Origin of the sequence: Methylocystis sp. H62, from assembly GCF_015709515.1 — a bacterium.
Classification (GTDB): domain Bacteria; phylum Pseudomonadota; class Alphaproteobacteria; order Rhizobiales; family Beijerinckiaceae; genus Methylocystis.
This window is the reverse complement of record NZ_JADNQZ010000047.1, coordinates 59123-82666: the sequence shown is the minus strand read 5'-3', so window position 1 is coordinate 82666 and position 23544 is coordinate 59123. Positions and strand designations below refer to the sequence as shown.

Genomic DNA, 23544 nt, shown 5'->3' with positions numbered 1-23544 from the left:
TTTCCAATTCCGGGGCGGATGCATTACATCCACAGCCAATCGCGTCATGCCCGCGCTTGTCGCGGGCATCCACGTGGCGCCGCAGCCGTGGATGGCTGGATCAAGTCCGGCCATGACGCGCGGCGAGAGCGCTGTCAAGCCAGTGACGCGCCGGAGAGCTGAGACCTATATGACCTTCGATCAAGATAATGGCTGGAAGAAACCCCTCCACACCGGCGTGCTGGTTCTCGCCGGCGGCGAAGTGATTGAAGGATACGGGCTCGGCGCGATCGGCGAAGCGGTCGGCGAAGTCTGCTTCAACACCGCCATGACCGGCTATCAGGAAATCCTCACGGACCCCTCCTACGCCGCGCAGATCGTCACCTTCACTTTTCCCCACATCGGCAATGTCGGGACCAACGACGAAGACGTCGAAACCGTCGATCTCGACAAGAGCGCGGGCGCGGTCGGCGCCATATTCGGCGCGCCCTGCACCGACCCCTCGAATTTCCGCGCCCAGAAGCCGCTCGCCGACTGGCTCGCCTCGCGCGGCGTCGTCGGCATGTGCGGCATCGACACGCGCGCGCTGACGACGCTTATTCGCGAGCGCGGCATGCAGAACGCCGTCATCGCCTATGCGCCGGACGGCCGCTTCGACATTCCCGCCCTCAAAGCCAAGGCCGCCGCCTGGCCGGGGATCGACGGCATGGACCTCGTGCCGAGCGTCGGCTCAAAAGAGCGCTACGACTGGCGCGAGACGCTTTGGCGGCTTGGCGGCGGCTATGGCGCGCGCAGCGGCGCGCCCAAATATCGCGTGGTCGCGATCGACTATGGCGTGAAGCGGAACATCCTGCGTCTCTTGGCGGAACAGGACTGCGAAGTGATGGTCGCGCCCGCCACCGCGACGAGCCAAGAGATTTTGGCGCTCAAACCCGACGGCGTCTTTCTCTCGAACGGTCCCGGCGATCCGGCCGAAACCGGCAAATACGCCGCGCCGGTGATCCGCGACCTGCTCGCGGCGAAGGTGCCGACCTTCGGGATTTGTCTCGGCCATCAGATGATGGCGCTCGCGGTCGGCGCCAAGACGAAGAAAATGCCGCAGGGGCATCACGGCGCCAATCACCCGGTGAAGGATTTCACCACCGGCAAGGTCGAGATTGTCTCGATGAATCACGGCTTCGCGGTCGATCGCGACAGCCTGCCGGACAACGCCGTCGAGACGCATCGCTCGCTCTTTGACGGCTCGAACTGCGGCATCGCCCTCACCGACCGCCCGGCCTTTTCGGTGCAGCATCATCCCGAAGCCTCGCCCGGCCCGCAAGACAGTCATTATCTTTTCCGCCGCTTCGTCGAGATGATGGAGAAGGCGAAGGCGGCGTGACGACGGCCGCCGCCACCACAGCGTTCTTCGTTGCGATTGTTCTCGTCGCTCTGCTCATTCAAGATTTGCCTCGGCTGCGCGCGCCGATCCGCTCGGCGCTCGGCGAAGTTCGCGGCCACAAGGCTCAGGGCGGTGAAACCGGCGATACCTATCGCATGATCATCGAATTCGCAGATGAAACGGGTTGCGACCACATCTTCATCGATGGGATGCATCACAACACGCCATGGCTTCCCAAGGATGCGGTCGTCGAAGTCTTCTATCCGGCGGGCAGACCCGACTTGGCGCGGTCGCAGACGCCGGTTCAGCGCAGGCGCCTCTATTTGTTTCTTGTGCTACTCCTCATCGCTCTGGGCTCAGTCGCAGCCGGCTTCGCGCCCGCCTGACTGAAATCGTTTTTCGATACGTGACGCACCTGGACCGAGAGGCTCCAGGTGCGCGTGCACGCCGGTCCGCGCGCGGTCCGATCACCGCGCGGCCGTCAGCGGTTCGGCTTTGTTCGCGAATTTCTCGCAAGGCGGCACGAGCGCATCGAGCGGCTTTTCCTTCGTCGCCGCTTCGCGCATGTCGAGATTCTTGAGCACCGTGAGATAGGGGCTAGAGAGCTGCGTGCGCAGATAAGTCGTGGTCAGCAGCGGACCTTCCGGGAAGTCGCCGCGCCGGCAGGCGTCGGCGCCGACGCCGAAGGAACCATGCGTCTTGCCGGGATCGCGCGCCTTCTCTTCCAGAAATTCCTTCTGCCGGGCGCGGATCGCCGCATAATCGGCCGGGTCGACGCGATAGGCGTAAATGCGCGTTCCCGCCCTCGTCTCGCCGGCAAGCGGCGCGACGTCTTCCGGCGCGGTCGTTTCCCTAAGCGCGAAAATCATCTCATGCTTCGACTTCGCTTCGCCGTCGCGCCACCAGCCGATTTTCAGAGTCACGCCGCCCTTCTGCGGCTCGAAAGTTTCAGGCAGGCGCACCGCCGCGCGCAGCGCGGCCGGATCGACGGAAGCGGCGTCGAAACTGCGCAGCGCCCACATGGTTGAGACCGGCACATGGCTGCAGGCGGCGAGCGTGGCGGCGACGAGCGCCAGGCTAGACAGGCGACGAACAATGCGCGACATAGATTGAATCATGTTTTGCGATTAGTTTTTAATGTTTTACATTAAATATTTCTCGTGTCAACGTAAGCGACACAAGGAGACCGCCATGACCGACTTCGCTGCCCTTTCTTCCTTTGACGACCGTCGCCTCGACTCGCTGCGCCGCCGCATCGGCTGGCTCTGCCAAACGCTGCGCTTCGCGCTCGTCGCCTATTGCCTCTGGATTTTCATCACGATCGTGATGTTCTGGAGCGACGAGTCGCTGGTCGTTTCGCGCTTTGCGTCGCTGAAGGTCGATGTCGAAGGCCTGTCCGCCGATCAGCGGCTTGCGGCCTTCGGCGTCAGCGTCGTGATCTGGGCGCTGCTCGTCGTCGCCTGCTACGCCGGCTGGAGACTGTTCTCGGGCTATCTCGAGGGGCGCATCTTCACGCCCGATGCGGCAGGATGGCTGCGCTGCCTTGCGCTGGCAGGCCTTATCGCGGCGCTCGTCGATATCGCCGCGCGACCGCTAACGTCGCTCATCCTCACGGCGCACAAGGCGGCGGGCGGCCATATGGTGTCGGTCTATCTGCGACCTGAAGATCTTTCGACAATCATGCTGCTCGCGACGCTCCTGGCGCTCGCCCATATCCAGAAGACGGCGGCCGACATCGCCGATGAAAACGCGCAGATCGTCTGATGCCGATCATCGTCAATCTCGACGTGATGCTGGCGAAGCGCAAAATGCGCTCGCGCGATCTCGCCGCGCAAATCGGCATCGCCGAACAGAATGTGAGCCTGCTGAAGTCCGGCAAGGTGAAGGGCGTGCGCTTCGACACGCTCGAAAAAATCTGCGAAATTCTGCAATGTCAGCCGGGCGACATTCTCGAATATCGGCCGGACGACACGACGACGCCGTAACTTTTGCGCAAGGAGCGCGCGAACATGCCGCGCACGGTCACCCGTGCACTTGGGATTGGGCTTGGGTTTGGGCTCGCCTGCGCCGCCGCGCTCGCCATCGCGATAATGTTGCGGCCAGAGCTTCGCCTCGCCGCGCGCGCCGCGTGGAATGATCCGCGACTGCTCGCCGCCTTCGCCGACGATGCGCGCATTCGCTACGAACCAGAGGCGCGCGCTTGCGCCGCCGAGACGGCCGCGCTGCTTCCCGCCGCAATCGCGCAGATCGAGACCGCGCACGGGCGCCCCTTTGCGCAGCCGCCAACGGTCGGGGTCTACGCATCCTATGAAAATTACGCGCGCGCGAATGGCATGGACGATCCCGGCATCGCCGCGGTGACGCGCGCCGGCGCGGCGCTGTTGTCGCCGACGCTGTGCGGCGACGAGCGCGATCGTCTCGCAGGCGTTCTCACGCATGAATTATCGCATGTGCATCTTTCGGGCTGGCGGCCGCTTGGCGCGCCGCGTCCGCCGCAATGGTTCACGGAAGGGCTCGCGGTGATGGCCTCAAACGGCGGCGGCGCTGAGGGCGTCAGCATTGAAGACGCGGCGCAGGCGATCCGCGACGGCTATCGCGTCGTGCTCGACGAGCGTCGATGGATCGACTTCGCCCGGCTCGGCTTCGAGCGCGAACCGCCGCGCGATCCAGCGAAGGACGCGCTCACCCAGCGCCAGCGGCTCGCCTATCGGCAGGCCGGCATGTTCGTGCGCTGGCTGCGCATGCGCGACGAAACGGCGTTCCTGCAGCTTCTTCGCGCGCTCGAAGCGGGCAGGCCTTTCGGGCCGTCATTCGAGTCGGCTTTCGGCGAAAGCGCGCCGTCGCTCTGGCGCCGCTTCGTTTCGGCGTTTGGGCGAAACAACGCGGACGGCTAATCTTCAAACACCTCACGAAGGCCAGCGAGAATCGCCGCGAGCGTAGATTCGGACGCTTTGCCCAAGCGCTTGACGAGCCGCTGCTTGTCGATTGCGCGAATTTGATCGAGCAGCACGAGCCCGCGCTTGCCCTTGAACGTCAGCGCGACGCGAAAGCCGGCGGGGCGGCTTCCCGTCGTCAGCGGCGCGACGATCGCGGTGCGCAAGTGGTCATGTATTTCCGTCGGCGAAACGATCAGGCATGGCCGCGTCTTCTGAATTTCGCTCCCGACCGTCGGATCGAGCGCAGCGAGCCAGATTTCGCCGCGCTTCACCACGTCAGTTTTTCGTCGCCTTCATTGCCAAACTCCGGCCATTGAAGCGCGTCGTCGCCATGCTCGGCGATACGGCGGGCGTCATCGCTCCAACCCTCGCGAACGCGCTTCTTGAGCGGCGTGACGACAAGGCGGCCTTTCTCGACGGTCAGTTCGACGTCGTCTCCGACATCCGCTCCAATTTCGGCAAGGAACGGCTTGGGGACGATCAAGCCCGTAGAGTTTCCCATTTTTCGAAGCGCGCTGCGCATGGCACATCCCACAATGTTATAACTTAGTTATAACATTGTGGGTGGATTCGCAACCGCTTACTTCAAAAACACATAGATATCGACGTCGACGCTCGCGTCGTCGCCCTTAAAATCGGTGAGATATTCCTCGAGGATGAGATCCTTCGTATCGAGCCCCTTCTCGTCGAGATAGGCGGCGATCGCCTCATAGGTGGCCTCGATCTCGTCATAGGCGCCGCGATGCTGGAATTTGAGCGCCTTGCCGGCGGGCGACGCGCCGATGCTGACGCCCTCAGGCAGCTTGGGCTTGCCTTCCGGCGCCGCCGCAAGCGGAACCATCGCCTCGAAGGCGAAGCCCGTGTCGTCGGTTTTGGTGAAGACCGCGAATGGCCGTCCGTTGGCCGCAAGCCCTGCTTTTCCGACCGCCTCGCTGAGCCTGGCGAGAGCCTCGCCGACGGTCTTGCCGGCATCCTCCCACTTGCCCTGCCCCTTGGTCACAGCGGCGGGGCGCGCGTCGACGGTCACGGTCTGGCTCATCACGGCCTGCGCCGCGTCGTCAGCTGCGCCCGGCGGCGGGCTGGACTCGCCTGGCCTGGCGTCAGTCGGAGGGGCCTCGGTCGGCTTCGACTCGCTCGGCTTGGACTCGCTCGTCTCGCTGGGTTTCGTATCCGGCGTCGCATTTGGCGGGGCGGTCTTTTGCGGCGCGGCGGATCTGTCCGCGTCTTCAACGCCGCCGACCGGAACCAGCGCACGTTCGGAATAGATCGCGGCGCCCGCGACAAGAATGATGAAGATCGCCAGCACACGCCAGTGGCGTCGCAGGCTATCCAGCAAGCCCGGTTCTTCTTCCATGTCGAGCTTTCCTAAACGGCCATCATGGCCTTTTCGCGCGCGCATGCGACGCGCGCGCGGCGGGAGCCCGCAGTGGCGCTTCGGCGCAGCCTTCTCTATATACGAGCGCGTCTCCAGGAGAATAGGCGAAAAGCTGCCCCATGGCGCATCCGCTCGACCATCTTCCGATTCTGCGCATGAACGGCGCCGGAAACGAGATTCTCATTCTCGATTTGCGCGGGAGCGAGCACGAGCTTGCGCCGCAGGAAGCGCGCGCGATCGCCAATGCGCCGGGCCTGCGCTTCGATCAGCTGATGGCGCTCCATAAGCCGCGCCGGCCAGGCGACGACGCCTATATGCGCATCTACAATATCGACGGCTCTCTCTCCGCCGCCTGCGGCAATGGCACGCGCTGCGTCGCCTATGCGCTGGCGCGCGAAGGCAAGGACGCGCTGCGTCTGGAGACGGACGCCGGCCTCATCGAAACGCGCCGTGAAGCCGATACGGTTTTCACTGTCGACATGGGTCGCCCTCGCTTGGACTGGCAGGAAATTCCGCTCGCCCGCGCCGTGGAGGATACGCGCGAGGTCGCGCTCGATCCGCCCGTCGCCGGCGCGCCGTCGCGTTTCTCCGCCGTCAGCATGGGCAATCCTCATGCCGTGTTCTTTGTCGACGACGCGACGCAGATTGATCTCGAGACGCTCGGCCCGCGCATCGAGCGCCATCCGCTCTTTCCCGAACGCGCCAATGTCTCTTTCGCGCAGATGCTTTCGCGCGACGATATTTTGCTGCGCGTCTGGGAGCGCGGAACCGGCGCGACCAAGGCCTGCGGCTCGGCCGCCTGCGCGACGCTCGTCGCCGCCGCGCGCGCGGGGCTCAGCGAGCGCGCGGCGCGACTGCGCCTGCCAGGCGGCGATCTCACGATCGAATGGCGAGCCGACGATCATGTGCTTATGACGGGGCCGGTCGAATTCGAGTTTGAAACCAGGCTCGATCCCCAGATTTTTCAGGGCGTCTTGGCGTGAACGCGCCGCTTCGCGACGCCGAGGTCGTCACCTTCGGGTGCCGGCTTAACGCCGTCGAGTCGCAAGAACTCGCCAAAGCGCACGCCAGCGCGCGCGAGACAGTGATCGTCAACACCTGCGCCGTCACGAGCGAGGCCACGCGACAAGCGCGTCAGGCGATCCGCCGCTTGCATCGCGAGCGGCCGCAGGCCGAGATCATGGTCGCCGGCTGCGCGGCGCGGATCGACCCGCCAGGCTTCGCCAACATTGAAGGGGTGACACGGGTTCTCGCCGAACATGCGCCAAATCGCGCGCTTGCGGGCAATGAGGGAACGCGCGGACTGCTTGCCGTGCAGAACGGCTGCGATCATCGCTGCACCTTCTGCATCATTCCTTTTGGCCGCGGCGCGGCGCGCTCGGCGCCGCCCAGTGAGGTCGTCGCGCAGGCCGGCGCGCTTGTCGCGAGCGGCAAGAAGGAGATCGTGCTGACCGGCGTCGATCTTACGAGCTACGGCGTCGACCTTGGCGAAGGTTGGACGCTCGGGCGCCTCGCGCGTCTGGTGCTGCGTCGCCTTCCAGAGCTTGAACGGCTGCGTCTCTCGTCGGTTGATTGCATTGAGGTCGACGAAGATCTCGTCGAGGCTTTTGCGGAAGATCAGCGACTTTGCCCGCATCTTCATCTGTCGCTGCAGTCCGGCGACGATCTGATCTTGAAGCGCATGAAGCGCCGCCATTCGCGTCAGGACGCGATCAGTCTCTGCCACGCGTTGCGGGAGGCGCGACCCGACATCATCTTTGGCGCCGACTTCATCGTCGGCTTTCCGACCGAGACGGAAGCGATGTTCGACGCCACGCTCGACATCGTCGACGCCTGCGGTCTCACGCATCTTCATGTCTTTCCGTTCTCGCCACGTCCGGGAACGCCGGCGGCGCGCATGCCGGACGTCGCGCCGCAGATCGCCAAAGAGCGCGCGGCGCGATTGCGGGAAAAGGGCGACGCCGCGCTGAGACGCCATCTCGATGCGCAGATCGGCAGGACCTTGCAGCTCTTGACCGAGCGCGGCGGAACGGCCCGCGCCGCGGATTTCACCCTTGCGCGCACGCCGGGCGCCGACGCGAGTCGAATGATCGAGGCGCTCTGCACGGGTCATGACGGGCGTGCGCTGACGACGCAGCTTACGGCGCTTGGTAGGTGATCCGGTAAATCGCGCCGTTCTGGTCGTCGGTGACGAGAAGCGAGCCATCTGCAAGCTCTGCGACGTCGACGGGCCTGCCCAGATAGGAACCTGAGCCGTCGTTCCAGCCTTCGGCGAAGGGCGTGCTCGCGGTCGTCCCGGCGCGCGTCACCATCACGCGCGCGCCGATCGGGACGCTCCGGTCCCACGATCCATGCTGCGCGTAAAACATCGCGCCCTTATATTCCTTCGGAAACATGTCGCCGCGGTAAAACATCACGCCAAGATCGGCGGCGTGCGGCGCGGTCTCCACGACAGGGAAGACGACGTCCTTCGGCGGCTCAGCGCGCGCATATTCGTTGGTGCGCACATGTCCGCCGCCGTACCAGGGGAAGCCGAAGTTCAATCCTGCCCTGTCGGCGCGATTGATTTCGCCAGGCGGCCGATCGTCGCCCATCGAGTCGACCTGATTGTCGGTGAACCAGAGCGACCCGTCCGTGTCGAACGCCATGCCGACGGAATTGCGAATGCCGGTCGCGAAGACTTCGCGCTGCGATCCGTCGAGATTCATCCGAATGATGCCGCCGATTCCCGTTTTCTCGTATAGCGCGAGCTTGTCTCGCGGCGCGACATTGTGCGGCTGGCCAAGCGAAATGTAGAGCTTGTCGTCCGGACCTATTCGGCACACGCGGGAGGAATGGCCGCGACTCTCTTCGTTCCTTGGAACGAGATCGCCTGATTTTACGACGATCTTGGCGTTCGCCGCCGCGTCGCGCCACGTGTTTTCCGCATCGTCGAACCGTGTGACGCGGTTACGCTCAACGAGAAAAAGCGCGCCCCCGTTTGAGAAGCATACGCCATGCGGCATCGAGAACGGCATGGACGGCGCGAAGCGTTCGACCGCAGCAGCGGTCTTCTGGCCGGGCGTGATCGCATAGACGTCCTTCTCCTCGGCGCCGACGAAAATCGCCTTTCCTTCTCGCCCGATGGCGAGCGTGCGCGCCCGCGGCGCTAGAGCATAGAGCGCAATCGAGAAGCCGGGAGGAAGTTTGATGCGTGTGAGAGTGGATTCTATCTCTGCGCTATGACGATCTTGAGCAACCGACTGAGCGGCGGCGGCGACGCCGCCCAGAGTCCAGAAAAGCAAAAGTGCGGCGGCTCCAATGCGCATTTCATAGGCCCTTCGGATAATCCTTTCGACGCATATATAGGCGGCAAAAAGGGCGGAGCCAGTTACGGCTCCGCCCTACCGCGGGTTCCCACTTCGGTCAAAGTCACCTTAACGTCGACTGATCTCTCGACGTCGACGTCGTGGTGTCTTCCCAATAGGGGGAGGACCCGTAGTTCCTGTGCAGCCGGCTTTCCCAATCGCGATCGTTCCAGCTTTCTTCGCCCGCGAATTCAGGCGCGTTCTGCAGCTGCTCTTCCGTCACATCCGCGATATATCCGCCAAGATTGGTGTCGTAGCGGAACGCTTTCCAGGGCAAAGGATGCTCGCCTTCGCCGATGCCGAGAAAGCCGCCGAAAGTCATGATCGCGTATCGAACCGAACCGGACATGCGATCAATCATCAGATGATCGATTTCGCCAATCTTGTTGCCGGCCGCGTCATACACATCCGTGCCTTCGACCTTATCGCTCGAGATAAGGTTGGCGTTTGGCTGTGCCATGCCCATAGTAACCTCCTGCAGCGCGCACTTAACCGACGCCATTGTCGAACTTGCCGCGCCTTTCCAAGATGAACACAGGGTGAAGGCCCTTGTTCCGCGTGAAAAAGAAAAAACGGCCTTTACATAAGCTTAGCGACGCCTTCCTTCTTCGGTAAAATGTCGCTATTGCAAGTGCGTGATGCGCGGCGCCTGCAGATGAAAAGCTTCAGTCGTGTAAGATGCACGGTCGCCCATCGCCAATGCATCAGGCGGACTGGGGCGAGGCGGAATCGTCCTAGCGACTCCGTTCGTCGACAACCGCAGCAATGGGCCTCGCCCGGCAGGTAAGAAGCGCGCATGTCTCCGGAATTCAGCCTTGGCTGGGAAGTCTTCGAGATCATCTGGATCAACCTGCTGCTCTCGGGCGACAATGCGATCTTGATCGCGCTTGCGTGCCGGCAACTGCCGGTGCGTCAGCGGCGCTGGGGCGTATTTCTCGGCGCCCTGGGCGGCGTCGTTCTGCGCATCGCTTTCACGCTCGTCGTCGTCGAGCTTATGGCGGTTCCCTATCTGAAAATCGTCGGCGCCGTTCTGCTGCTCATCGTCGCCGTGAAACTGCTGATCGATGAAGCCGAGCATTCGGACGTCAAGGCCAAACCCAACCTCTGGAGCGCGGTCGGCGCCATCATCATGGCGGATGCGGTGATGTCGCTCGACAATGTGATCGCCATCGCTGCGGCGGCGCATGGCTCGACCAATCTCATCGTCTTCGGGCTTCTCATTTCAGTGCCGATTGTGATGTTCGGCGCGGGCGCGCTGCTGAAGGTGCTGGAGAGATTTCCGGCGCTGGTCTGGGCGGGCGCAGGCCTTCTCGGCTGGGTCGCAGGCGACATGGCGGCCGCCGACCCCGCCCTGCCCGCATTCGTGCATGTCGCGAACCACAGAGCGCTCGAACTTGGGCTTTCGATCGCAGGCTGCGTCCTGGTGCTGGCCGTCGCCTTAGCGACCGCGATTTACCGGCAGTGGCGCGAGGACCAGCGCGTCTCGCGAGACTAGAGCGCTTCCCGATCCCATGGACTCATGTGATCCGGAAGGAATCGCTCAAAATCAATTGATGGAGCAGGCTCTCATCGAAAAGTCTGTCAACTTTTTCGGAACCGGCTCTAACCGCGTCCCATGCCCTGTTTGGCGAGGGGCTGCTGCGGATCGAGCGTGAGCGCGCGCTGATAAGATTCCTGCGCCTTGGAGCGGTTGCCGCTCTTGTCGTAAGCGACGCCGAGCCAGGCCCACGCGAGCGCGCTCTTGCTGTCGACGTTGAGCGCGGCGTTGAAGTCTTCGACCGCCTTGTCGAATTTGCCGAGTTTAACCAGGCTCTCGCCGCGCGCCAGATAGGGCGCCGCCGCAAAAGGATCGCGGTCGATCGCGTTGTCGAAATCCGTCACGGCGCGCGCATCATCGCCGTGCTTCTGGTGGATAAGCCCGCGCGCATGAAACGCCTGCGCGCTTTCAGGATTGAGGCGGATGGCCTGGTCGAGATCGGCAAGCGCCTGATCAAGATTGCCCTGGGCGCGCAGCAGGTTGGCGCGACCGACATAAGCCGGGGCATGTTTGGGATTGACTTCGATCGCTCGGTCGAAGTCGGCGCGGGCGGCGTCGCTCTGGCCCATTTGGCGGAGCGCGAGCGCCCGATTCGTGTAGGCCGCCGAATTATTCGGCTCGAGCTTGATGGCCTGCGTGAAGTCGGCGACCGCCTCCTGGAACCGTCCGACCCGAGCGTAAGCGACGCCGCGGGTGTTGTAGGCTTCAGCGCTCGACGGATTGCGCCGAATCACTTCGCTAAGCGAATCAATATTGACGGAGGCGGAGTTGGCGTCGGTGTCGGCGATCTCGGCGATGCCGCGTCCCGGCGGACGGATGCCGCTCGCGGTTTCGCAGCCTGCCAGGGCGATGATGGCGAGCGCCGCCGCGCCGCGCGTTAGGGCCTGACTGGATAGGGGCGAAGCTTGGCGACGCGAGGTCGCCGCACGGCGAAAGCCCATGCTTTCAGATCCTCCCCGCCGCAATACGTCTTCCCCGTGTATCTTCGAGCGCAATGTTAAAAAGCGCCTGCAATCCGGCAAGAATTCGACGGTTCGAGCCGGATCAGCGGGCGCCGACCGGCTTCGCCTTCACTGGCAGCAGGCCTTCGCGCTGGAGCTTCTTGCGGGCCAGCTTGCGGGCGCGACGGACCGCCTCGGCCTTCTCGCGCGCGCGCTTCTCGGACGGCTTTTCATAGTGACCGCGCAGTTTCATTTCGCGGAAGATGCCCTCGCGCTGCATCTTCTTTTTCAGAGCCTTGAGCGCCTGATCGACATTGTTGTCGCGAACGAGAACTTGCACGTATCCATCCTGTGTTTGGGACCCGCCGCGACGGCTCCGTCGTTGAGCGGCTTTAATAGGTAATAGGTATCCGGGCGCTGACGGAGCGCCTGACCCGTGCGGCACGGGATAACAGAATCGCCCTCCGCTGTCCACGGCCGATTGGCGCGAACGCGCCTCAACCTATACTTAATGCGGCGCTCCACGGCGGCTATCCGCGCGGGTGAGGCGGATGACTCCGAGGCGGATGACTCCTTGTTCAATCCCGGCGTTATAATATAACATTGGCTATGTTCGACATGACGACGCAACAACGCGCCCTGGCCCAGCATGTGCACGCCGGCGCAGCCTCCGGCGCTCGAGCGGCGCGGCTCTCAGCTCTCGGAACTTCGGCCGGCGCCCGTCTCATCGTCGCCGCGCTGCTTCTTGCGGCCTTGTGGGCCGGCGCCTACTGGGCGCTGCATTGAGCGCGGCGGCCAATGCGCCGGCGATCCGGCTCGTCAATCTCACCCTCGGCTATGATCGTCGCCCTGCGGTTCATCACCTTGAGGGCGAAATCGCCCCTGGAGAAGGACTCGCCGTCTGCGGACCCAACGGCGCCGGCAAGTCGACGCTGCTCAAGGCGCTCGCCGGGCTGCTGGCGCCGCTTGGCGGCGAAATCCATTTCGGCGGCCTGTCGCCGCGCGCCGTCGCCTATCTGCCGCAGGTCGTCGACATTGACCGCGCTTTCCCGATCAATGTGCGCGATTTCGTGGCCATGGGCGCTTTGGCGCGCGTCGGTCTGTTCCGGGCGCTGAACGCGGCCGAGCAGGTTCGGGTGGGCGCGGCGATCGAAACGGTCGGACTTGTGGGCTTCGAATCGCGGACGCTCGAAACCCTGTCCGGGGGACAGATGCAGCGGGCGCTGTTCGCGCGGCTGATCGTTCAGGATCAGCCGGTCATTCTTTTGGACGAGCCATTCGGCGCGATCGACGCAGCGACGATCGACGATCTTCTGGCCTTGATCGCGCGGTGGCGCGCCGAAGGACGCACCGTCGTCGCCGTTCTCCATGAGCTGGACATCGTCCGCCGCGCCTTCCCGCGCACGCTGCTGCTTGCCCGCGAATGCATCTTCTGGGGCGACACGCGCGACGCCCTTTGCGAAAAGAATCTCGTCCGCGCGCGCGCCATGTCGGAAGCCTTCGACGAGCGCGCGCGCGAATGTCTGCGCGATGGGTTTGACGCCGAAGATCGCCTGCATGTTCACTGACGTTTTCGTCACGCCATTCGCCGATTATGAATTCATGCGACGGGCGCTTGTCGGCTCCCTGGCGCTCGCGCTTTCGGGCGCGCCGCTCGGCGTCTTCTTGATCCTTCGGCGCATGTCGCTTGCCGGCGACGCGCTGTCCCATGCGATCCTGCCTGGGGCCGCCGTCGGCTATCTCGTCGCCGGCCTGTCGTTGCCGGCGATGACCTTCGGCGGCCTCTTCGCCGGACTCGTCGTCGCGCTCGCCGCCGGCGCGGCCTCCCGATTTACGACGCTGCGCGAGGACGCGTCGCTCGCGGCCTTCTATCTCGTCTCGCTGGCGCTGGGCGTGACGCTCGTATCGCTGCGCGGCTCGAACGTCGATCTGCTCCACGTGCTCTTTGGCTCGGTCGTCGGACTTGATGACGCGGCGCTTTTGCTGCTCGTCGGCGTCTCGACCCTCACGCTCATTCTGCTGGCGGTTTTCTACCGAGCGCTGGTGCTGGATACGCTCGATCCTCTGTTCTTGCGACAGACGAGCGCATTCGGCGAATTCACGCCCTTCCTCTTCCTCGCCCTGGTGGTGCTCAATCTCGTCGCGGGCTTTCATGCGCTTGGCACGCTGATGGCCGTCGGCGTGATGATGCTTCCCGCCGCGGCGGCGCGGTTGTGGACGCGCGATCTCGCCATCGCCCTGCCGCTCGCGGCAGGGATCGGCGCCCTTTGCTGTTACGGCGGTCTCGTCTTCTCCAACGAGACCAGCGCGCCGACGGGACCCGCGATCATTCTCGCCGCGGGCGTCGTCTATTTTTTCTCGATGATTTTTGGCCGCGCCGGCGGCGTGCTGCGGTTGAGACGGCCGCGCCGGCATCTCGAAGGATGAAAGCGATGCTTACACGCCGCAGCGCGCTTGCGTTTTCACTCGCCGCGCTCGTCGCGCCAGCGATGGCGCAGGCGCATAAAATTCCAGTCGTCGCCAGCTTTTCGATTATCGGCGATCTTGTGCGGCAGGTCGGCGGCGACAGGGTGGCCGTCACCACTATCGTCGGTCCCGACGGCGACGCACACGTCTACCAGCCTAGTCCGGCCGACGGCCGCAACATCGCGCACGCGCGGCTCATTTTCGTCAACGGCCTCGGATTTGAGGGCTGGCTCGACCGTCTCGTCACCGCCGCCAAAAGCAAGGGCGAGGTGTTCACCTTGGGCAAAGGCGTCAGCGCGCGGAAGGACGAAGAGGGACAGGATCCGCACGCCTGGCAGGACGTCGCCAACGCCAAAGTTTATGTCGAGGCGATCCGGGAAGCGCTGACGGCCGTCGATCCCGAAGGCGCAAAGACCTATAGGGCCAACGCCGACGCCTATCTCGCCAAGCTCGACGCGCTCGACGCGGAAATCCAGCAGGCGATCGCCGCGATTCCCCAGGACCGGCGCCGGGTGGTTTCGACCCATGACGCCTTCGGCTATTTCGCCGCGCGCTACGGCGTCGAATTCATCGCGCCGCAGGGCGTGTCGACGGAGGCTGACGTCAGCGCCCGCGACATCGCGAAGATCATCGACGCGGTCAGGGCGCATAAGGTTCGGGCGGTCTTCATCGAGAACATCGCCGATCCGCGCCTCGCCAAAAGGATCGCCAGCGAGACCGGCGCCCAGATGGGCGGCGTGCTCTATTCCGATGCGCTGTCCGACGCCAAGGGCGATGGCGCTACCTATATCGAGATGATGCGCCACAATGTAAGACAATTGGCGAAAGCCTTGGCGCCGTAGCCCCCTCCCCACCCCTCCCCCACTTCGTGGGAGAGGGAGCAGGCCCGGCCCTCTTAGAGAGTTTCGCGCAAGGCCGATCATTGGGGTCCCCTCTCCCGCTTGCGGAGGAGGGACAGGGTGCGGGCGATCGAAACTGGAGTAAGCGGCATTGACAGACAAAATTCCCGTCACCGTCATCACCGGCTATCTCGGCGCCGGCAAGACGACGCTTCTCAACCGCATTCTCACCGAGCAGCATGGCCGGCGCTACGCCGTCATCGTCAATGAGTTCGGCGAGATCGGCATCGACAATGACCTTGTCGTCGGCGCCGACGAGGAAGTCTTCGAGATGAACAACGGCTGCATCTGCTGCACCGTGCGCGGCGATCTCATTCGCATCATCGAGGGCCTGCTGCGCCGACGCGGCAAGTTCGACGCGATCATCGTCGAGACGACGGGGCTCGCCAATCCGGCGCCCGTCGCGCAGACTTTCTTCATGGACGCTGACGTCAAGGAGGCGGCGCGGCTCGATGCGGTGGTGACGGTGGCCGACGCCAAATGGCTGAGCGAGCGGCTGAAGGACGCGCCGGAAGCGAAGAGTCAGATCGCCTTCGCCGATGTGATCGTCCTGAACAAAACCGATCTCGTTTCAGCCGATGAGCTCGCGGAAGTCGAAGGCCGCATCCGCGCGATCAATCCCTACGCCGCTTTGCATCGCACGGTGAGATCGGACGTTCCCCTGAAGGCGGTTTTGGAGCGCAACGCCTTCGATCTCGACCGGATTCTGGAGATCGAGCCGGCGTTTCTCGAAGCCGAAGAGTCAAGTCACGATCATGACGATGCGCATCACGGCCATGATCACGAATGCGGTCCAGATTGCGGCCATGACGATCACGGCCATGATCATCACGACCACGACCATCAGCATGGCCATGGCCACGCGCATGAAGATCATCACGCGCCTCACGCCGGGATGAAGCATTTCCACGACGACGAGATGCATTCCGTCTCGATCCGCCACGATGGCCCGGTCGATCCTGAACGATTCGTTCCGTGGCTGAACGATCTTATTCAGCGCGACGGGCCGGATATTCTGCGCAGCAAGGGAATCGTCGCCTTCAAGGACGAGCCGCGACGCTTCGTGTTCCAAGGCGTCCATCAGATCCTCGACGGCGATTTGCAGCGAGAATGGAAGGAAGGCGAGAAGCGCGAGTCGCGCCTCGTCTTCATCGGCAGGAAGCTCAAGGAGCAGGAGATCCGCGACGGCTTCGAGAAGATCGTCCTTGGCGCGTCGGCCGCGCAGGAGACGCTTCATTCGTAAGAGATGATCTCGCGCTCGTCGCCATGCACGACCTTGGTGCGATGGGAGTCGCCAGCCTTGCGGCGCATGAGAAATCGCGGACGACGCTTGCCCAGACTGGTCTCGCAGCGCCGGCGCGCGGAGGCGGCGATCTCTTCGGCGACGGCCTCGAGCGAACGCAACGCGCCCTCCTCCTCGGTGACGCGCGGCAGTCCCAGCCAGGCCGCCCAGTGACGCCAGTCGGACGCAGCGGCGCCGCAGTCTTGAGTATCGCCGAGAAGAATGTCGAGGTCCGGGTCGCGGTGCGCCAGCGAAAGAACGTAGCGCGGCGATCCGTCGTCCGCGGGCTGCACCTCGAGGGCGACGCCGCAATAGGCGGTGACGGGCACCGAGATGACCATGGAGACGCCGCTAAATCGCCGAGAGATCAAGACGTCCTCCCGGGTCACGCGGATGCGCCGCGCCCCGCCGTCGGCGCGGCGATCACGCTGAACGAAGACTCTTTCGTCGATCTTGCGCGCAGTATTGGCCTCAACCATCGATCGCTCCTTGCGGCTTGAATTCCGTCTCGGCGCTTATATTGCCGCAGCCTGCCCGCGAAGGCCCTAAAAAGCCTGGTGAACAGCACGTAAATCATTGCTTCTACGCATGGTTTAGGCGATGAGGGTGAAGTCCATGAAAACGAATTCGTTCAAATTGCTCCTATTCCGCGCAATGCGCCCGCTTGCGGCCCGCCGGCGCCTCGCCTACTCCTCATCATGATGGGCTCCAGCCAAGCAGAACTCGCCGCTTTTCTCCCAAAACTCGAGAGCGTCACGCGCAGGGCCGGCGACATCGCCATGGCTTACTTCCGCCTGGGCGAAACGACGACCGCCGCAGTGTCCTACAAGGGCGGCGGCTCGCCGGTCACCGAGGCGGATTTCGCCGTCGATCGGTTCCTGTTCCAGGAGATGGCGCGGATCGCGCCCGAGGCGGCGTGGCTTTCCGAAGAGAGCATCGACACGGCCGAGCGCCTGACGCGCGACGCCTTGATGGTGGTCGATCCGATCGATGGAACGCTGGCGTTCTCGCGCGGCGACGCGCGCTGGTCGGTTTCCATCGCTCTCGTGGTTCGCGGCCGGCCCGTCGCCGGAATCATCCACGCGCCGGCGCTCGGCGAGACTTATATCGGCGCGCAGGGTCTCGGCGCCTTTCTCAACGGCTCCCCCCTCATCGCGCCGCAGCGCGCCGAAATCGCTGGCGCAGCGCTCGTCGCGCCTCGTGCGATACAGGACCGGCTGGCCGCGTCGCCGCGGGGATTCGTGATGGCGCCGCGAACGCCCTCGCTCGCGCTGCGGCTTGCCGATATCGCCGCCGGCCGGCATGATATCGTGGTCGCCGGGCCTAATGCGCGCGACTGGGACATCGCCGCCGCGGATATTCTCCTCGCAGAAGCGGGCGCCATGTTGAGCGAGCCGGAGGGCGTGGCGCTCACCTATAATCGTGTGTCGCTCGCCCGCGACATGCTCATCGCGGCTCCGAAATCGCTGTTCGACGATAGTCTCGCGCTGGCGCGGGAGGTCTTGGAAGGAAAATTATGAACAAGACGACGCAAGCAACCTCGGCGAAGAAAGAAAAACAGCTGTTGCATCTTGTGTTTGGCGGCGAGTTGGAGACGCTCGACGGCGTCGCTTTCCGCGATCCGGGCAAGCTCGACATCGTCGGCATCTATCCGGACAATGATAGCGCGCTCGCCGCATGGAAAGCGAAGGCGCAATCCACGGTGGACAATGCGCATATGCGTTATTTCGTGGTTCACCTTTATCGGCTGCTCGATCCGGATGTGGAGGCCCTATAGGCGGCCTTCCTAAATTCGCCGGTTTTGCCAGGCATAGAAGCGCCATCCCGGTTGGCCCCACGCGCGCGGAGAAGACGCCGTCAGATGGCGAATGTGGACCGGATTCTTAATAGATTGGAAACATGTCGCTTCTGACAGTGTACCGGCTGGCGACGATCGCGGCGACGCCCTTCGCCAGCGCCGCGCTCAATTGGCGCGCCAACCATGGCAAGGAAGATCCCGCGCGATTGGCCGAACGCATGGGCGAGTCGAATCGTCCCCGGCCGCGCGGACGACTCGTCTGGCTGCACGGCGCGAGCGTGGGCGAAAGCCTGTCGCTGCTGCCGCTCATCGACCGCTTCATTCAGCGCGGACTCGACGTGCTCGTGACAAGCGGCACCGTCTCGTCTGCGCGCGTTCTCAGCGCGCGCTTGCCCGCGGGCGCCTTTCATCAATACGCGCCGATCGACGCCCCGAAATTCGTCGAACGCTTCCTCGATCATTGGCGTCCCGACATCGCGGTCTTCGCCGAGTCGGAGCTTTGGCCCAATATCGTCGCGGCCGTTCGCGCGCGCGGCGCGCCGCTGGTTCTCGCCAACGCCCGCATCTCCCGCAGATCCGCCGAGCGCTGGCGCGCTGTTCCCGGCGCGGCGAAATCCGTCTTCGGCGCCGTCGATCTTTGCCTCGCGCAGGATTCGGATAATGCGGCCCGCTTTCTGGCGCTCGGCGCGCGCTGCGTGCGCATCGCCGGCAATCTCAAATTCGACGTGCCGCCGCCGCCGGCCGACTCTGCAATGCTTGCCGAGTTCAACGGCGCGATCGGCGCGCGACCAGCCTGGGCGGCGGTCTCCACCCATCCCGGCGAAGAGGACCTCGTGCTCGACGCGCATATCGACATGGCCGCGCAAACCCCGTCGCTGCTGACGATCATCGCGCCGCGTCATCGGGAGCGCGGCGCCGAGATCGTCGAAGCCGCGCGCGCCAGAGGATTGACGGCGGCCCTGCGTTCGCAGGAAGGCGAGCCGCGACGCGACGTCGACGTCTACGTTGTCGACAGCGTCGGCGAGCTTGGCCTCGTTTTCCGAAGCGTCGGGGTCGTCCTGATGGGCAAGTCGCTGTTGCCCGGCGGCGGACAAAATCCAATCGAGCCGGCGAAGCTCGGCTGCGCCATCCTGCATGGCCCCTATGTCGAAAACTTCACGGAAGTTTACGGCGAGCTCGCGGCCGTAAAAGCCGCCGCGCGCGTTACAGACGCCGCTTCGCTGGCGCGCGCCGCGCATTATCTTCTCTCCGAGCCCGCGCGCATGCGCAAGATGGGACGCGCGGCCGCCGAGACTGTCGAGAGATTGGGCGGCGCCTCGCGCGGCATCATGACAGCCGTCGAACCCTATCTCGCGCAAATGGCGGTGGCCCAGCAATGATCGTCACGCGCGGCGCCGCTATTTGAGATGCGTGCGCCCGCCTTCTGGCGTGACGACGGCGCGGCGGCGCGGCTGCTGTCTCCGCTCGGCGCGCTCTACGGCGCCATCGCGCGCAAGCGGCTCGCGCGCGACGCGGCGCGCGCGAATTTACCGACGATTGTCATTGGCGGACTGAGTGCGGGCGGCGACGGCAAGACGCCGCTCGCCATCGCCATCGCGCAGCGTCTCAAGACGGCGGGAGAGCGCCCTGCGCTTCTCACCCGGGGCTATCGCCGCCGGCGCGGCGGAACGTCCTCCTTCGTCGTGGACGTGACGCGTCACGGCGCGGACGAGATTGGCGATGAAGCGCTGCTGCTTGCGCGCGTCGCGCCGACGATCGTCGGCGCAGACCGACTTGCGAGCGCAGACCTGGCGCAGCGCCTCGGCGCCACCGTCGTCATTCTCGACGACGGCTTCCACAGCCGTCGCGTCGCGCCCGACCTGACGCTCATCGCCATCGACTCGGATTATGGCGCGGGCAATCGCCGCTGCATCCCTGCCGGGCCTTTGCGCGCCCCCTTCGATGCGCAGCTTGCGGCGGCGGATATGCTTGTCGTCATCGGCGACGGCCTGCCCGGGCGAGACATCGCCGCGCGCGCGAACAAACCTATCCTCGCCGCGCGTTTGGCGCCCGATGCGAACGCCGCCGACGCGATGCAAGGCGCGCGCGTCGTCGCTTTCGCTGGAATCGCGCGGCCACAGAAATTCTTCAACTTGCTGGAGGCGTCCGGCGCCGATGTCGCGGCGCGGGTTTCGTTCGGCGATCATCGCCGCTTCACGCAAAGAGATTACGCGACGCTATCGATGTTGCGGCGGGCGCATGGGGCCCGACTCGTCACGACGGAAAAGGATGCGGCGCGAATCGGCGGTCAGCTTGCGACGCTCGGCGTTGATACGCTACCCGTCACCTTGGTTTTCGATGACGCGATCATTCTGGACGAGGCGCTTCGCGGGCTGCGTAAGGCGGATGAACCGCGCCTTTCCGATCCTTAATCGGGCTTCTTGACGCCAAGACGCATCAGCTTGGCATGCGGCCCGCTGTAGGGCTCCTGCAGATCGACGTTCCAGTAACGCAGATCCTCGAGGGGGATCGGCTCGCCCGTCACCGCGCAGCGCACATAGGCGCCGGGCTTGCGCACGCGATATTCGCCGTCGAGATATTCGACGACAGCCTCTTCAGCGGGCTGAGGCTGGCGGTCATAGCGGTTCATGCGCGTTCTCAACCCGTAGCGCCGCGGGAAAGGGCGCCCCACGAGGCGCCTGAGCGTGGTCACAAGCGACCTCATCGGCGAAGCCGAACGCTCCCTTTCGGCGGATTAGATTCCACGAGATATAGCATCCGAGGGCATATAAGGAAACGCCCGCCGCGGGCGGTCATTTGCCGGGACGTAGGTTCTGCTCACCAATAGACCTTGGCGCGAAACTCAAACAGATTGGGATGCACGCCGGTGTAATTGGCGCCGAGAAGCGTGGGGAGTGGACCACCGTTGTAAAGGTTCAGCGGCGCGACGAGATTCATCACCCGCGTCCAATTGAACTGGAACGCTAAGCCCGCGTCCGGATACCAGTTCACGCCGAGCGTAAGATTCTGCTGACGGCCGCCGTTAATGCCGGCGTTCGCGATATATGTGCGCGCGAATGGGTTCGGCGTAACCAAGGTCGTCAAAGCGAGCAGGTTATAGAGCGTGTTCCCGTTATAAGGGCCGTTGTTGAGGTCCACGGAGCTGAAGCGCGCGGCCAAACCCCAGGCGCCCCAGCCGCCCGCGCTGAAGGGGTTCTTGATCTTGAGCTGACCGAAGGTCGCGCCGTTCTTGTCCTTTATGTCATAGGACTGCGCGCGTTCCTCGCCGGTGATCCAATAGGTGCCCTGGATGTAGTAGCCGTCGAAATAAGCCGAACGGCCTCCCGGATTGAACGGAACCTGAGAACCGTTGACGGGAATGACGCCCGTCGCCGCCGACGCCGCCGTCAGATACGTCGCCCGGTTGATCGCGTTTTGATCGCGGTTGTAAAAGGCGCCGAAATATTCCGCCTGAATTCCGAACGGCCCATGCGACGCCGCCAATTCAAGTCCGAAGGATTCGACGCTTTTGGTGCATTTGCCGGCGAAGGCGGAGCTGTTGAAGACGCCCTGTGGAATGGGTCCGACGATCGTGCCGCAGGAAAGATCCGGGGTGCCAATGAGGCCCTGGCCGAGGATATTGGCTTCCGATCTGACGCGGTTGCCCAGCGCAAGCACCCGATCGTTGTTCGCCGCCGTGGAATCGTTTGGCTGGTGATAGCGGCCGGAAACGCCGACATGGAGAAGATCGTGCTCGTTGTGGATCGGCGCGTAGGTCAGGCGTCCTGTCAGGTCGAAATACTGCCCGCCTCCCGTGGCTTGGAACCAGGTCGTGTTAGACGGGAAAGGACCGCCGCCGCCCGCGTTGGGTATGTAAAGTCGCGGAATACCCCAGGTCGCCGGATAACCACGCGCGGGGTTCAGGCTCGCATCGCCGAAGCTGGTGCTGAATATGCCGCCCTTGAAAGTCCAGTCGTCGCCATAGGCGCCCAGTGCAAGGCCGATATGACGATCCGGCTGGAAGGTGTCGACCGCAAGCGAGCGTTCGATGAAGTCGCGATATTTTGAGGAATTGATCGCCTCGACGCTGAAGGGCTCGAACATGCTGCCGACCATGACGTAGGCCGGATCCTTGGCGAAAGGCAGCGTGAACAACGGACTTTGGATGCCAAAGTAGGCGTCGCGAATGCCGCCGTAGACATGATTGACGCCAGTTATCTGGCTTGTTCCGGTGAAGTCGTATTGCAGCTTGTAGAAGTAGATCTGCGCGGCCTTGCCTTCGACCTCGAGCCGAAGCTGGCGCCCGCCGACCTGATTATCGAAACCGTTGAGCGGCAGAGCGATGCCGCCGCCGTCGACGATGATGCGGCCGCCGACCTTGAAGCTATAGGCCTTGTCTTCGGTCTCGACGAAGAGGCCGTTCTTGAAGCTGACGAACACTGGCGGCCGTGGGGGCGTATCGGACGACCCCTTGGACGCCGCGGCGTTGACGATATTCGTTTCGCTCTGCCGTGAACGGCCTTTCGAATTCGAGCTTCGCGACGCAGATTTCGATTGGCGCGCGTCCTGACGAAGCTTGGCGACCTCGGCTTCGAGCGGACGAAGTCTGGCGATCTCCGCTTCAAGCATGCGCAGACGCGCCTCGATGGCGCTGTCGGATGCGCCGGCGCCTGTCGAGAACAATGCCCCCATCGTCGCCAGGACGAGTGCTTGCTTCTCCCGCCGAATCGCCAAGTCCAGCCCCGCACGTCCCTTTTTGCGTTCGCACAGGGTGGGGCGTTAACCTTAACGAATGGTTACCGAGATTGCCTGCCGTTTAGCCTCCGTTCAACGGGCTGCTCGAGGAGGCGCGCGGATACTAAAAGAGGGAGCGTTCCCGCGTAGATCAATCGCAATTTTTAAACTTCGATTCCTTGCAGCGAGCGACCATGGCTTGAGCCTTGGCGACGTCTTCCGGCGACAATGACTTTGCCGACATGTCCCGCACCGCCTTCTTTTCGGTCTCGCCCATCGAAAGCGACTCCGTCGCGAGCTGCGTCCACATGAAGCCGCGCAGCAGATCGCGCTCGACGCCCTGTCCGGCGACATACATGTTGCCGAGATTCAACTGCGCGTCGGCGTCGCCCTGCTCCGCCGCGAGCCGCAGCCATTTGGCCGCTTCCTTGTAATCCTGCGCGACGCCGACGCCGTCATAGTACATTGAGGCGATGTTCACTTGCGCCGCGGCCAGTCCCTGGCCTGCGGCGAGCAAATTCCACTTCATCGCCTCCTTGTAATCCCTCATGACCACCTGTCCTTCGAGATACATGGTGCCGAGATTGAATTGGGCGGAGACATTGCCGTGATCTGCGGCCAAGCGAAGCCATTTCAACGCTTCCTTGGGATTGGCGGCGACTCCCTTGCCTGTGAGATACATCGCGCCGAGGTCCGCTTGCGCGCGCGCGTCGCCCTTTTCGGCCAGCGGCTTGAGTAATTTGAACGCGCCAGCGAACTCTCCGCGTCGCGTTGCGCTGACGGCGTTCTCATAATCTTCAGCAAGCGCTGACCCTGCCAACGCCAACATGAAGGACAAGGCAATCGTCGCGATCAGCTTCATCTTTCGAGTCCTCGCACCAAAACCCAAC

General features: G+C 63.9%; 28 protein-coding genes and 1 pseudogene. 17 read left to right on the top strand and 12 right to left on the bottom strand.

Features of this window, described 5'->3' with window-relative positions; translation table 11 throughout:
• Positions 1–169: 169 nt before the first annotated feature.
• Together carA and IYY11_RS06505 are read left to right on the top strand one after the other, a co-directional pair.
• Positions 170–1360 carry a glutamine-hydrolyzing carbamoyl-phosphate synthase small subunit gene (gene carA / locus IYY11_RS06510; RefSeq protein WP_196403112.1) on the top strand — a complete coding sequence of 397 codons (1191 nt, stop codon included), beginning with the start codon at positions 170–172 and terminating at the stop codon, positions 1358–1360.
• On the top strand, positions 1357–1746 hold the full coding sequence (locus IYY11_RS06505) for a DUF3592 domain-containing protein (RefSeq protein WP_196403111.1): 390 nt from the start codon (positions 1357–1359) through the stop codon (positions 1744–1746). Before carA ends, IYY11_RS06505 begins: the two co-directional genes overlap by 4 nt.
• 81 nt (positions 1747–1827) lie before the next feature.
• Here the strand turns inward: IYY11_RS06505 and IYY11_RS06500 are convergent, their stop codons facing one another.
• Positions 1828–2466 carry a hypothetical protein gene (locus tag IYY11_RS06500; protein ID WP_196403110.1) on the bottom strand — a complete coding sequence of 213 codons (639 nt, stop codon included), beginning with the start codon at positions 2464–2466 and terminating at the stop codon, positions 1828–1830.
• An 85-nt stretch (positions 2467–2551) separates the two neighbouring features.
• Between IYY11_RS06500 and IYY11_RS06495 the strand changes: the two genes are divergently transcribed.
• Genes IYY11_RS06495 through IYY11_RS06485 form a run of 3 tightly spaced genes read left to right on the top strand, consistent with a single transcriptional unit; the run spans position 2552 to position 4254 of the window.
• Complete coding sequence (locus IYY11_RS06495; protein ID WP_196403109.1) at positions 2552–3124, top strand: DUF2975 domain-containing protein; 573 nt, start codon at positions 2552–2554, stop codon at positions 3122–3124.
• On the top strand, positions 3124–3345 hold the full coding sequence (locus tag IYY11_RS06490) for a helix-turn-helix domain-containing protein (RefSeq protein ID WP_018408025.1): 222 nt from the start codon (positions 3124–3126) through the stop codon (positions 3343–3345). Before IYY11_RS06495 ends, IYY11_RS06490 begins: the two co-directional genes overlap by 1 nt.
• Positions 3346–3369: 24 nt before the next feature.
• Positions 3370–4254 carry a hypothetical protein gene (locus tag IYY11_RS06485; protein ID WP_196403108.1) on the top strand — a complete coding sequence of 295 codons (885 nt, stop codon included), beginning with the start codon at positions 3370–3372 and terminating at the stop codon, positions 4252–4254.
• Here the strand turns inward: IYY11_RS06485 and IYY11_RS06480 are convergent.
• From IYY11_RS06480 to IYY11_RS06470, 3 genes are read right to left on the bottom strand one after another with little or no spacing between them, the layout of a single operon-like run.
• Positions 4251–4571: a type II toxin-antitoxin system PemK/MazF family toxin gene (locus IYY11_RS06480; RefSeq protein WP_196403107.1), complete on the bottom strand. Its 321-nt coding sequence runs from the start codon at positions 4569–4571 to the stop codon at positions 4251–4253. The genes IYY11_RS06485 and IYY11_RS06480 overlap by 4 nt on opposite strands.
• Positions 4565–4819, bottom strand: a complete 255-nt coding sequence (locus IYY11_RS06475; RefSeq protein WP_196403106.1) for an AbrB/MazE/SpoVT family DNA-binding domain-containing protein — start codon at positions 4817–4819, stop codon at positions 4565–4567. The genes IYY11_RS06480 and IYY11_RS06475 overlap by 7 nt, the downstream gene beginning before the upstream one ends.
• A gap of 57 nt (positions 4820–4876) precedes the next feature.
• Positions 4877–5650 (bottom strand): GyrI-like domain-containing protein, encoded by a 774-nt coding sequence (locus IYY11_RS06470; RefSeq protein WP_196403105.1) that lies wholly within the window; start codon positions 5648–5650, stop codon positions 4877–4879.
• 140 nt (positions 5651–5790) lie between these two features.
• Here IYY11_RS06470 and dapF point away from each other — a divergent pair, with 140 nt between their 5' ends.
• Together dapF and IYY11_RS06460 are read left to right on the top strand one after the other, a co-directional pair.
• Positions 5791–6654, top strand: coding sequence for a diaminopimelate epimerase (gene dapF, locus IYY11_RS06465; RefSeq protein WP_196403104.1), 864 nt, complete (start codon positions 5791–5793; stop codon positions 6652–6654).
• Positions 6651–7829, top strand: a complete 1179-nt coding sequence (locus IYY11_RS06460) for a MiaB/RimO family radical SAM methylthiotransferase (RefSeq protein ID WP_196403103.1) — start codon at positions 6651–6653, stop codon at positions 7827–7829. The genes dapF and IYY11_RS06460 overlap by 4 nt, the downstream gene beginning before the upstream one ends.
• On the opposite strand, the gene IYY11_RS06455 is transcribed toward IYY11_RS06460, so the two are convergent.
• Together IYY11_RS06455 and IYY11_RS06450 are read right to left on the bottom strand one after the other, a co-directional pair.
• Complete coding sequence (locus tag IYY11_RS06455) at positions 7810–8979, bottom strand: sorbosone dehydrogenase family protein (RefSeq protein WP_196403102.1); 1170 nt, start codon at positions 8977–8979, stop codon at positions 7810–7812. The two genes, IYY11_RS06460 and IYY11_RS06455, sit on opposite strands and share 20 nt — an antisense overlap.
• 103 nt (positions 8980–9082) lie before the next feature.
• On the bottom strand, positions 9083–9484 hold the full coding sequence (locus IYY11_RS06450) for a PRC-barrel domain-containing protein (protein WP_196403101.1): 402 nt from the start codon (positions 9482–9484) through the stop codon (positions 9083–9085).
• A gap of 330 nt (positions 9485–9814) precedes the next feature.
• Between IYY11_RS06450 and IYY11_RS06445 the strand changes: the two genes are divergently transcribed.
• Entirely contained in the window at positions 9815–10513 is a 699-nt protein-coding gene (locus tag IYY11_RS06445; protein WP_196403100.1) for a TerC family protein, read from the top strand.
• 107 nt (positions 10514–10620) lie between these two features.
• On the opposite strand, the gene IYY11_RS06440 is transcribed toward IYY11_RS06445, so the two are convergent.
• Together IYY11_RS06440 and rpsU are read right to left on the bottom strand one after the other, a co-directional pair.
• The gene (locus tag IYY11_RS06440) at positions 10621–11496 is read right to left on the bottom strand and encodes a tetratricopeptide repeat protein (protein ID WP_196403099.1); all 876 of its coding nucleotides are present in this window, start codon (positions 11494–11496) and stop codon (positions 10621–10623) included.
• Between the two features lie 115 nt (positions 11497–11611).
• Positions 11612–11836 (bottom strand): annotated as a pseudogene (rpsU, locus tag IYY11_RS06435) (30S ribosomal protein S21); the annotation flags it as partial.
• A gap of 278 nt (positions 11837–12114) precedes the next feature.
• Here rpsU and IYY11_RS06430 point away from each other — a divergent pair.
• The 5 genes from IYY11_RS06430 (at position 12115) to IYY11_RS06410 (ending at position 16104) form a co-directional block, all read left to right on the top strand.
• The gene (locus IYY11_RS06430) at positions 12115–12282 is read left to right on the top strand and encodes a hypothetical protein (protein ID WP_196403098.1); all 168 of its coding nucleotides are present in this window, start codon (positions 12115–12117) and stop codon (positions 12280–12282) included.
• The gene (locus IYY11_RS06425) at positions 12252–13064 is read left to right on the top strand and encodes a metal ABC transporter ATP-binding protein (protein ID WP_409455232.1); all 813 of its coding nucleotides are present in this window, start codon (positions 12252–12254) and stop codon (positions 13062–13064) included. The genes IYY11_RS06430 and IYY11_RS06425 overlap by 31 nt, the downstream gene beginning before the upstream one ends.
• On the top strand, positions 13054–13923 hold the full coding sequence (locus IYY11_RS06420; protein ID WP_196403096.1) for a metal ABC transporter permease: 870 nt from the start codon (positions 13054–13056) through the stop codon (positions 13921–13923). Before IYY11_RS06425 ends, IYY11_RS06420 begins: the two co-directional genes overlap by 11 nt.
• Before the next feature lie 5 nt (positions 13924–13928).
• A complete protein-coding gene (locus IYY11_RS06415; RefSeq protein WP_196403095.1) occupies positions 13929–14804 on the top strand; it encodes a metal ABC transporter substrate-binding protein in 876 nt (291 codons plus the stop codon).
• A 148-nt stretch (positions 14805–14952) separates the two neighbouring features.
• Positions 14953–16104: a GTP-binding protein gene (locus IYY11_RS06410; RefSeq protein ID WP_196403094.1), complete on the top strand. Its 1152-nt coding sequence runs from the start codon at positions 14953–14955 to the stop codon at positions 16102–16104.
• On the opposite strand, the gene IYY11_RS06405 is transcribed toward IYY11_RS06410, so the two are convergent.
• The gene (locus IYY11_RS06405) at positions 16095–16622 is read right to left on the bottom strand and encodes a DUF6101 family protein (protein WP_196403093.1); all 528 of its coding nucleotides are present in this window, start codon (positions 16620–16622) and stop codon (positions 16095–16097) included. The genes IYY11_RS06410 and IYY11_RS06405 overlap by 10 nt on opposite strands.
• Positions 16623–16841: 219 nt before the next feature.
• Between IYY11_RS06405 and IYY11_RS06400 the strand changes: the two genes are divergently transcribed.
• The 4 genes from IYY11_RS06400 (at position 16842) to lpxK (ending at position 20352) form a co-directional block, all read left to right on the top strand.
• Positions 16842–17663 carry a 3'(2'),5'-bisphosphate nucleotidase CysQ gene (locus IYY11_RS06400; RefSeq protein WP_312029708.1) on the top strand — a complete coding sequence of 274 codons (822 nt, stop codon included), beginning with the start codon at positions 16842–16844 and terminating at the stop codon, positions 17661–17663.
• Positions 17660–17920 (top strand): DUF4170 domain-containing protein, encoded by a 261-nt coding sequence (locus tag IYY11_RS06395; RefSeq protein ID WP_196403092.1) that lies wholly within the window; start codon positions 17660–17662, stop codon positions 17918–17920. The genes IYY11_RS06400 and IYY11_RS06395 overlap by 4 nt, the downstream gene beginning before the upstream one ends.
• Positions 17921–18042: 122 nt before the next feature.
• Positions 18043–19320: a 3-deoxy-D-manno-octulosonic acid transferase gene (locus IYY11_RS06390; RefSeq protein ID WP_196403091.1), complete on the top strand. Its 1278-nt coding sequence runs from the start codon at positions 18043–18045 to the stop codon at positions 19318–19320.
• A 27-nt stretch (positions 19321–19347) separates the two neighbouring features.
• A complete protein-coding gene (lpxK, locus tag IYY11_RS06385) occupies positions 19348–20352 on the top strand; it encodes a tetraacyldisaccharide 4'-kinase (RefSeq protein ID WP_196403090.1) in 1005 nt (334 codons plus the stop codon).
• On the opposite strand, the gene IYY11_RS06380 is transcribed toward lpxK, so the two are convergent.
• From IYY11_RS06380 to IYY11_RS06370, 3 genes are all read right to left on the bottom strand, one after another.
• Positions 20349–20570, bottom strand: a complete 222-nt coding sequence (locus IYY11_RS06380) for a DUF2093 domain-containing protein (protein ID WP_014890019.1) — start codon at positions 20568–20570, stop codon at positions 20349–20351. The two genes, lpxK and IYY11_RS06380, sit on opposite strands and share 4 nt — an antisense overlap.
• A gap of 188 nt (positions 20571–20758) precedes the next feature.
• Positions 20759–22612 (bottom strand): OprO/OprP family phosphate-selective porin, encoded by a 1854-nt coding sequence (locus IYY11_RS06375; protein WP_196403089.1) that lies wholly within the window; start codon positions 22610–22612, stop codon positions 20759–20761.
• Between the two features lie 193 nt (positions 22613–22805).
• A complete protein-coding gene (locus IYY11_RS06370) occupies positions 22806–23516 on the bottom strand; it encodes a tetratricopeptide repeat protein (protein WP_196403088.1) in 711 nt (236 codons plus the stop codon).
• Positions 23517–23544 lie beyond the last annotated feature (28 nt).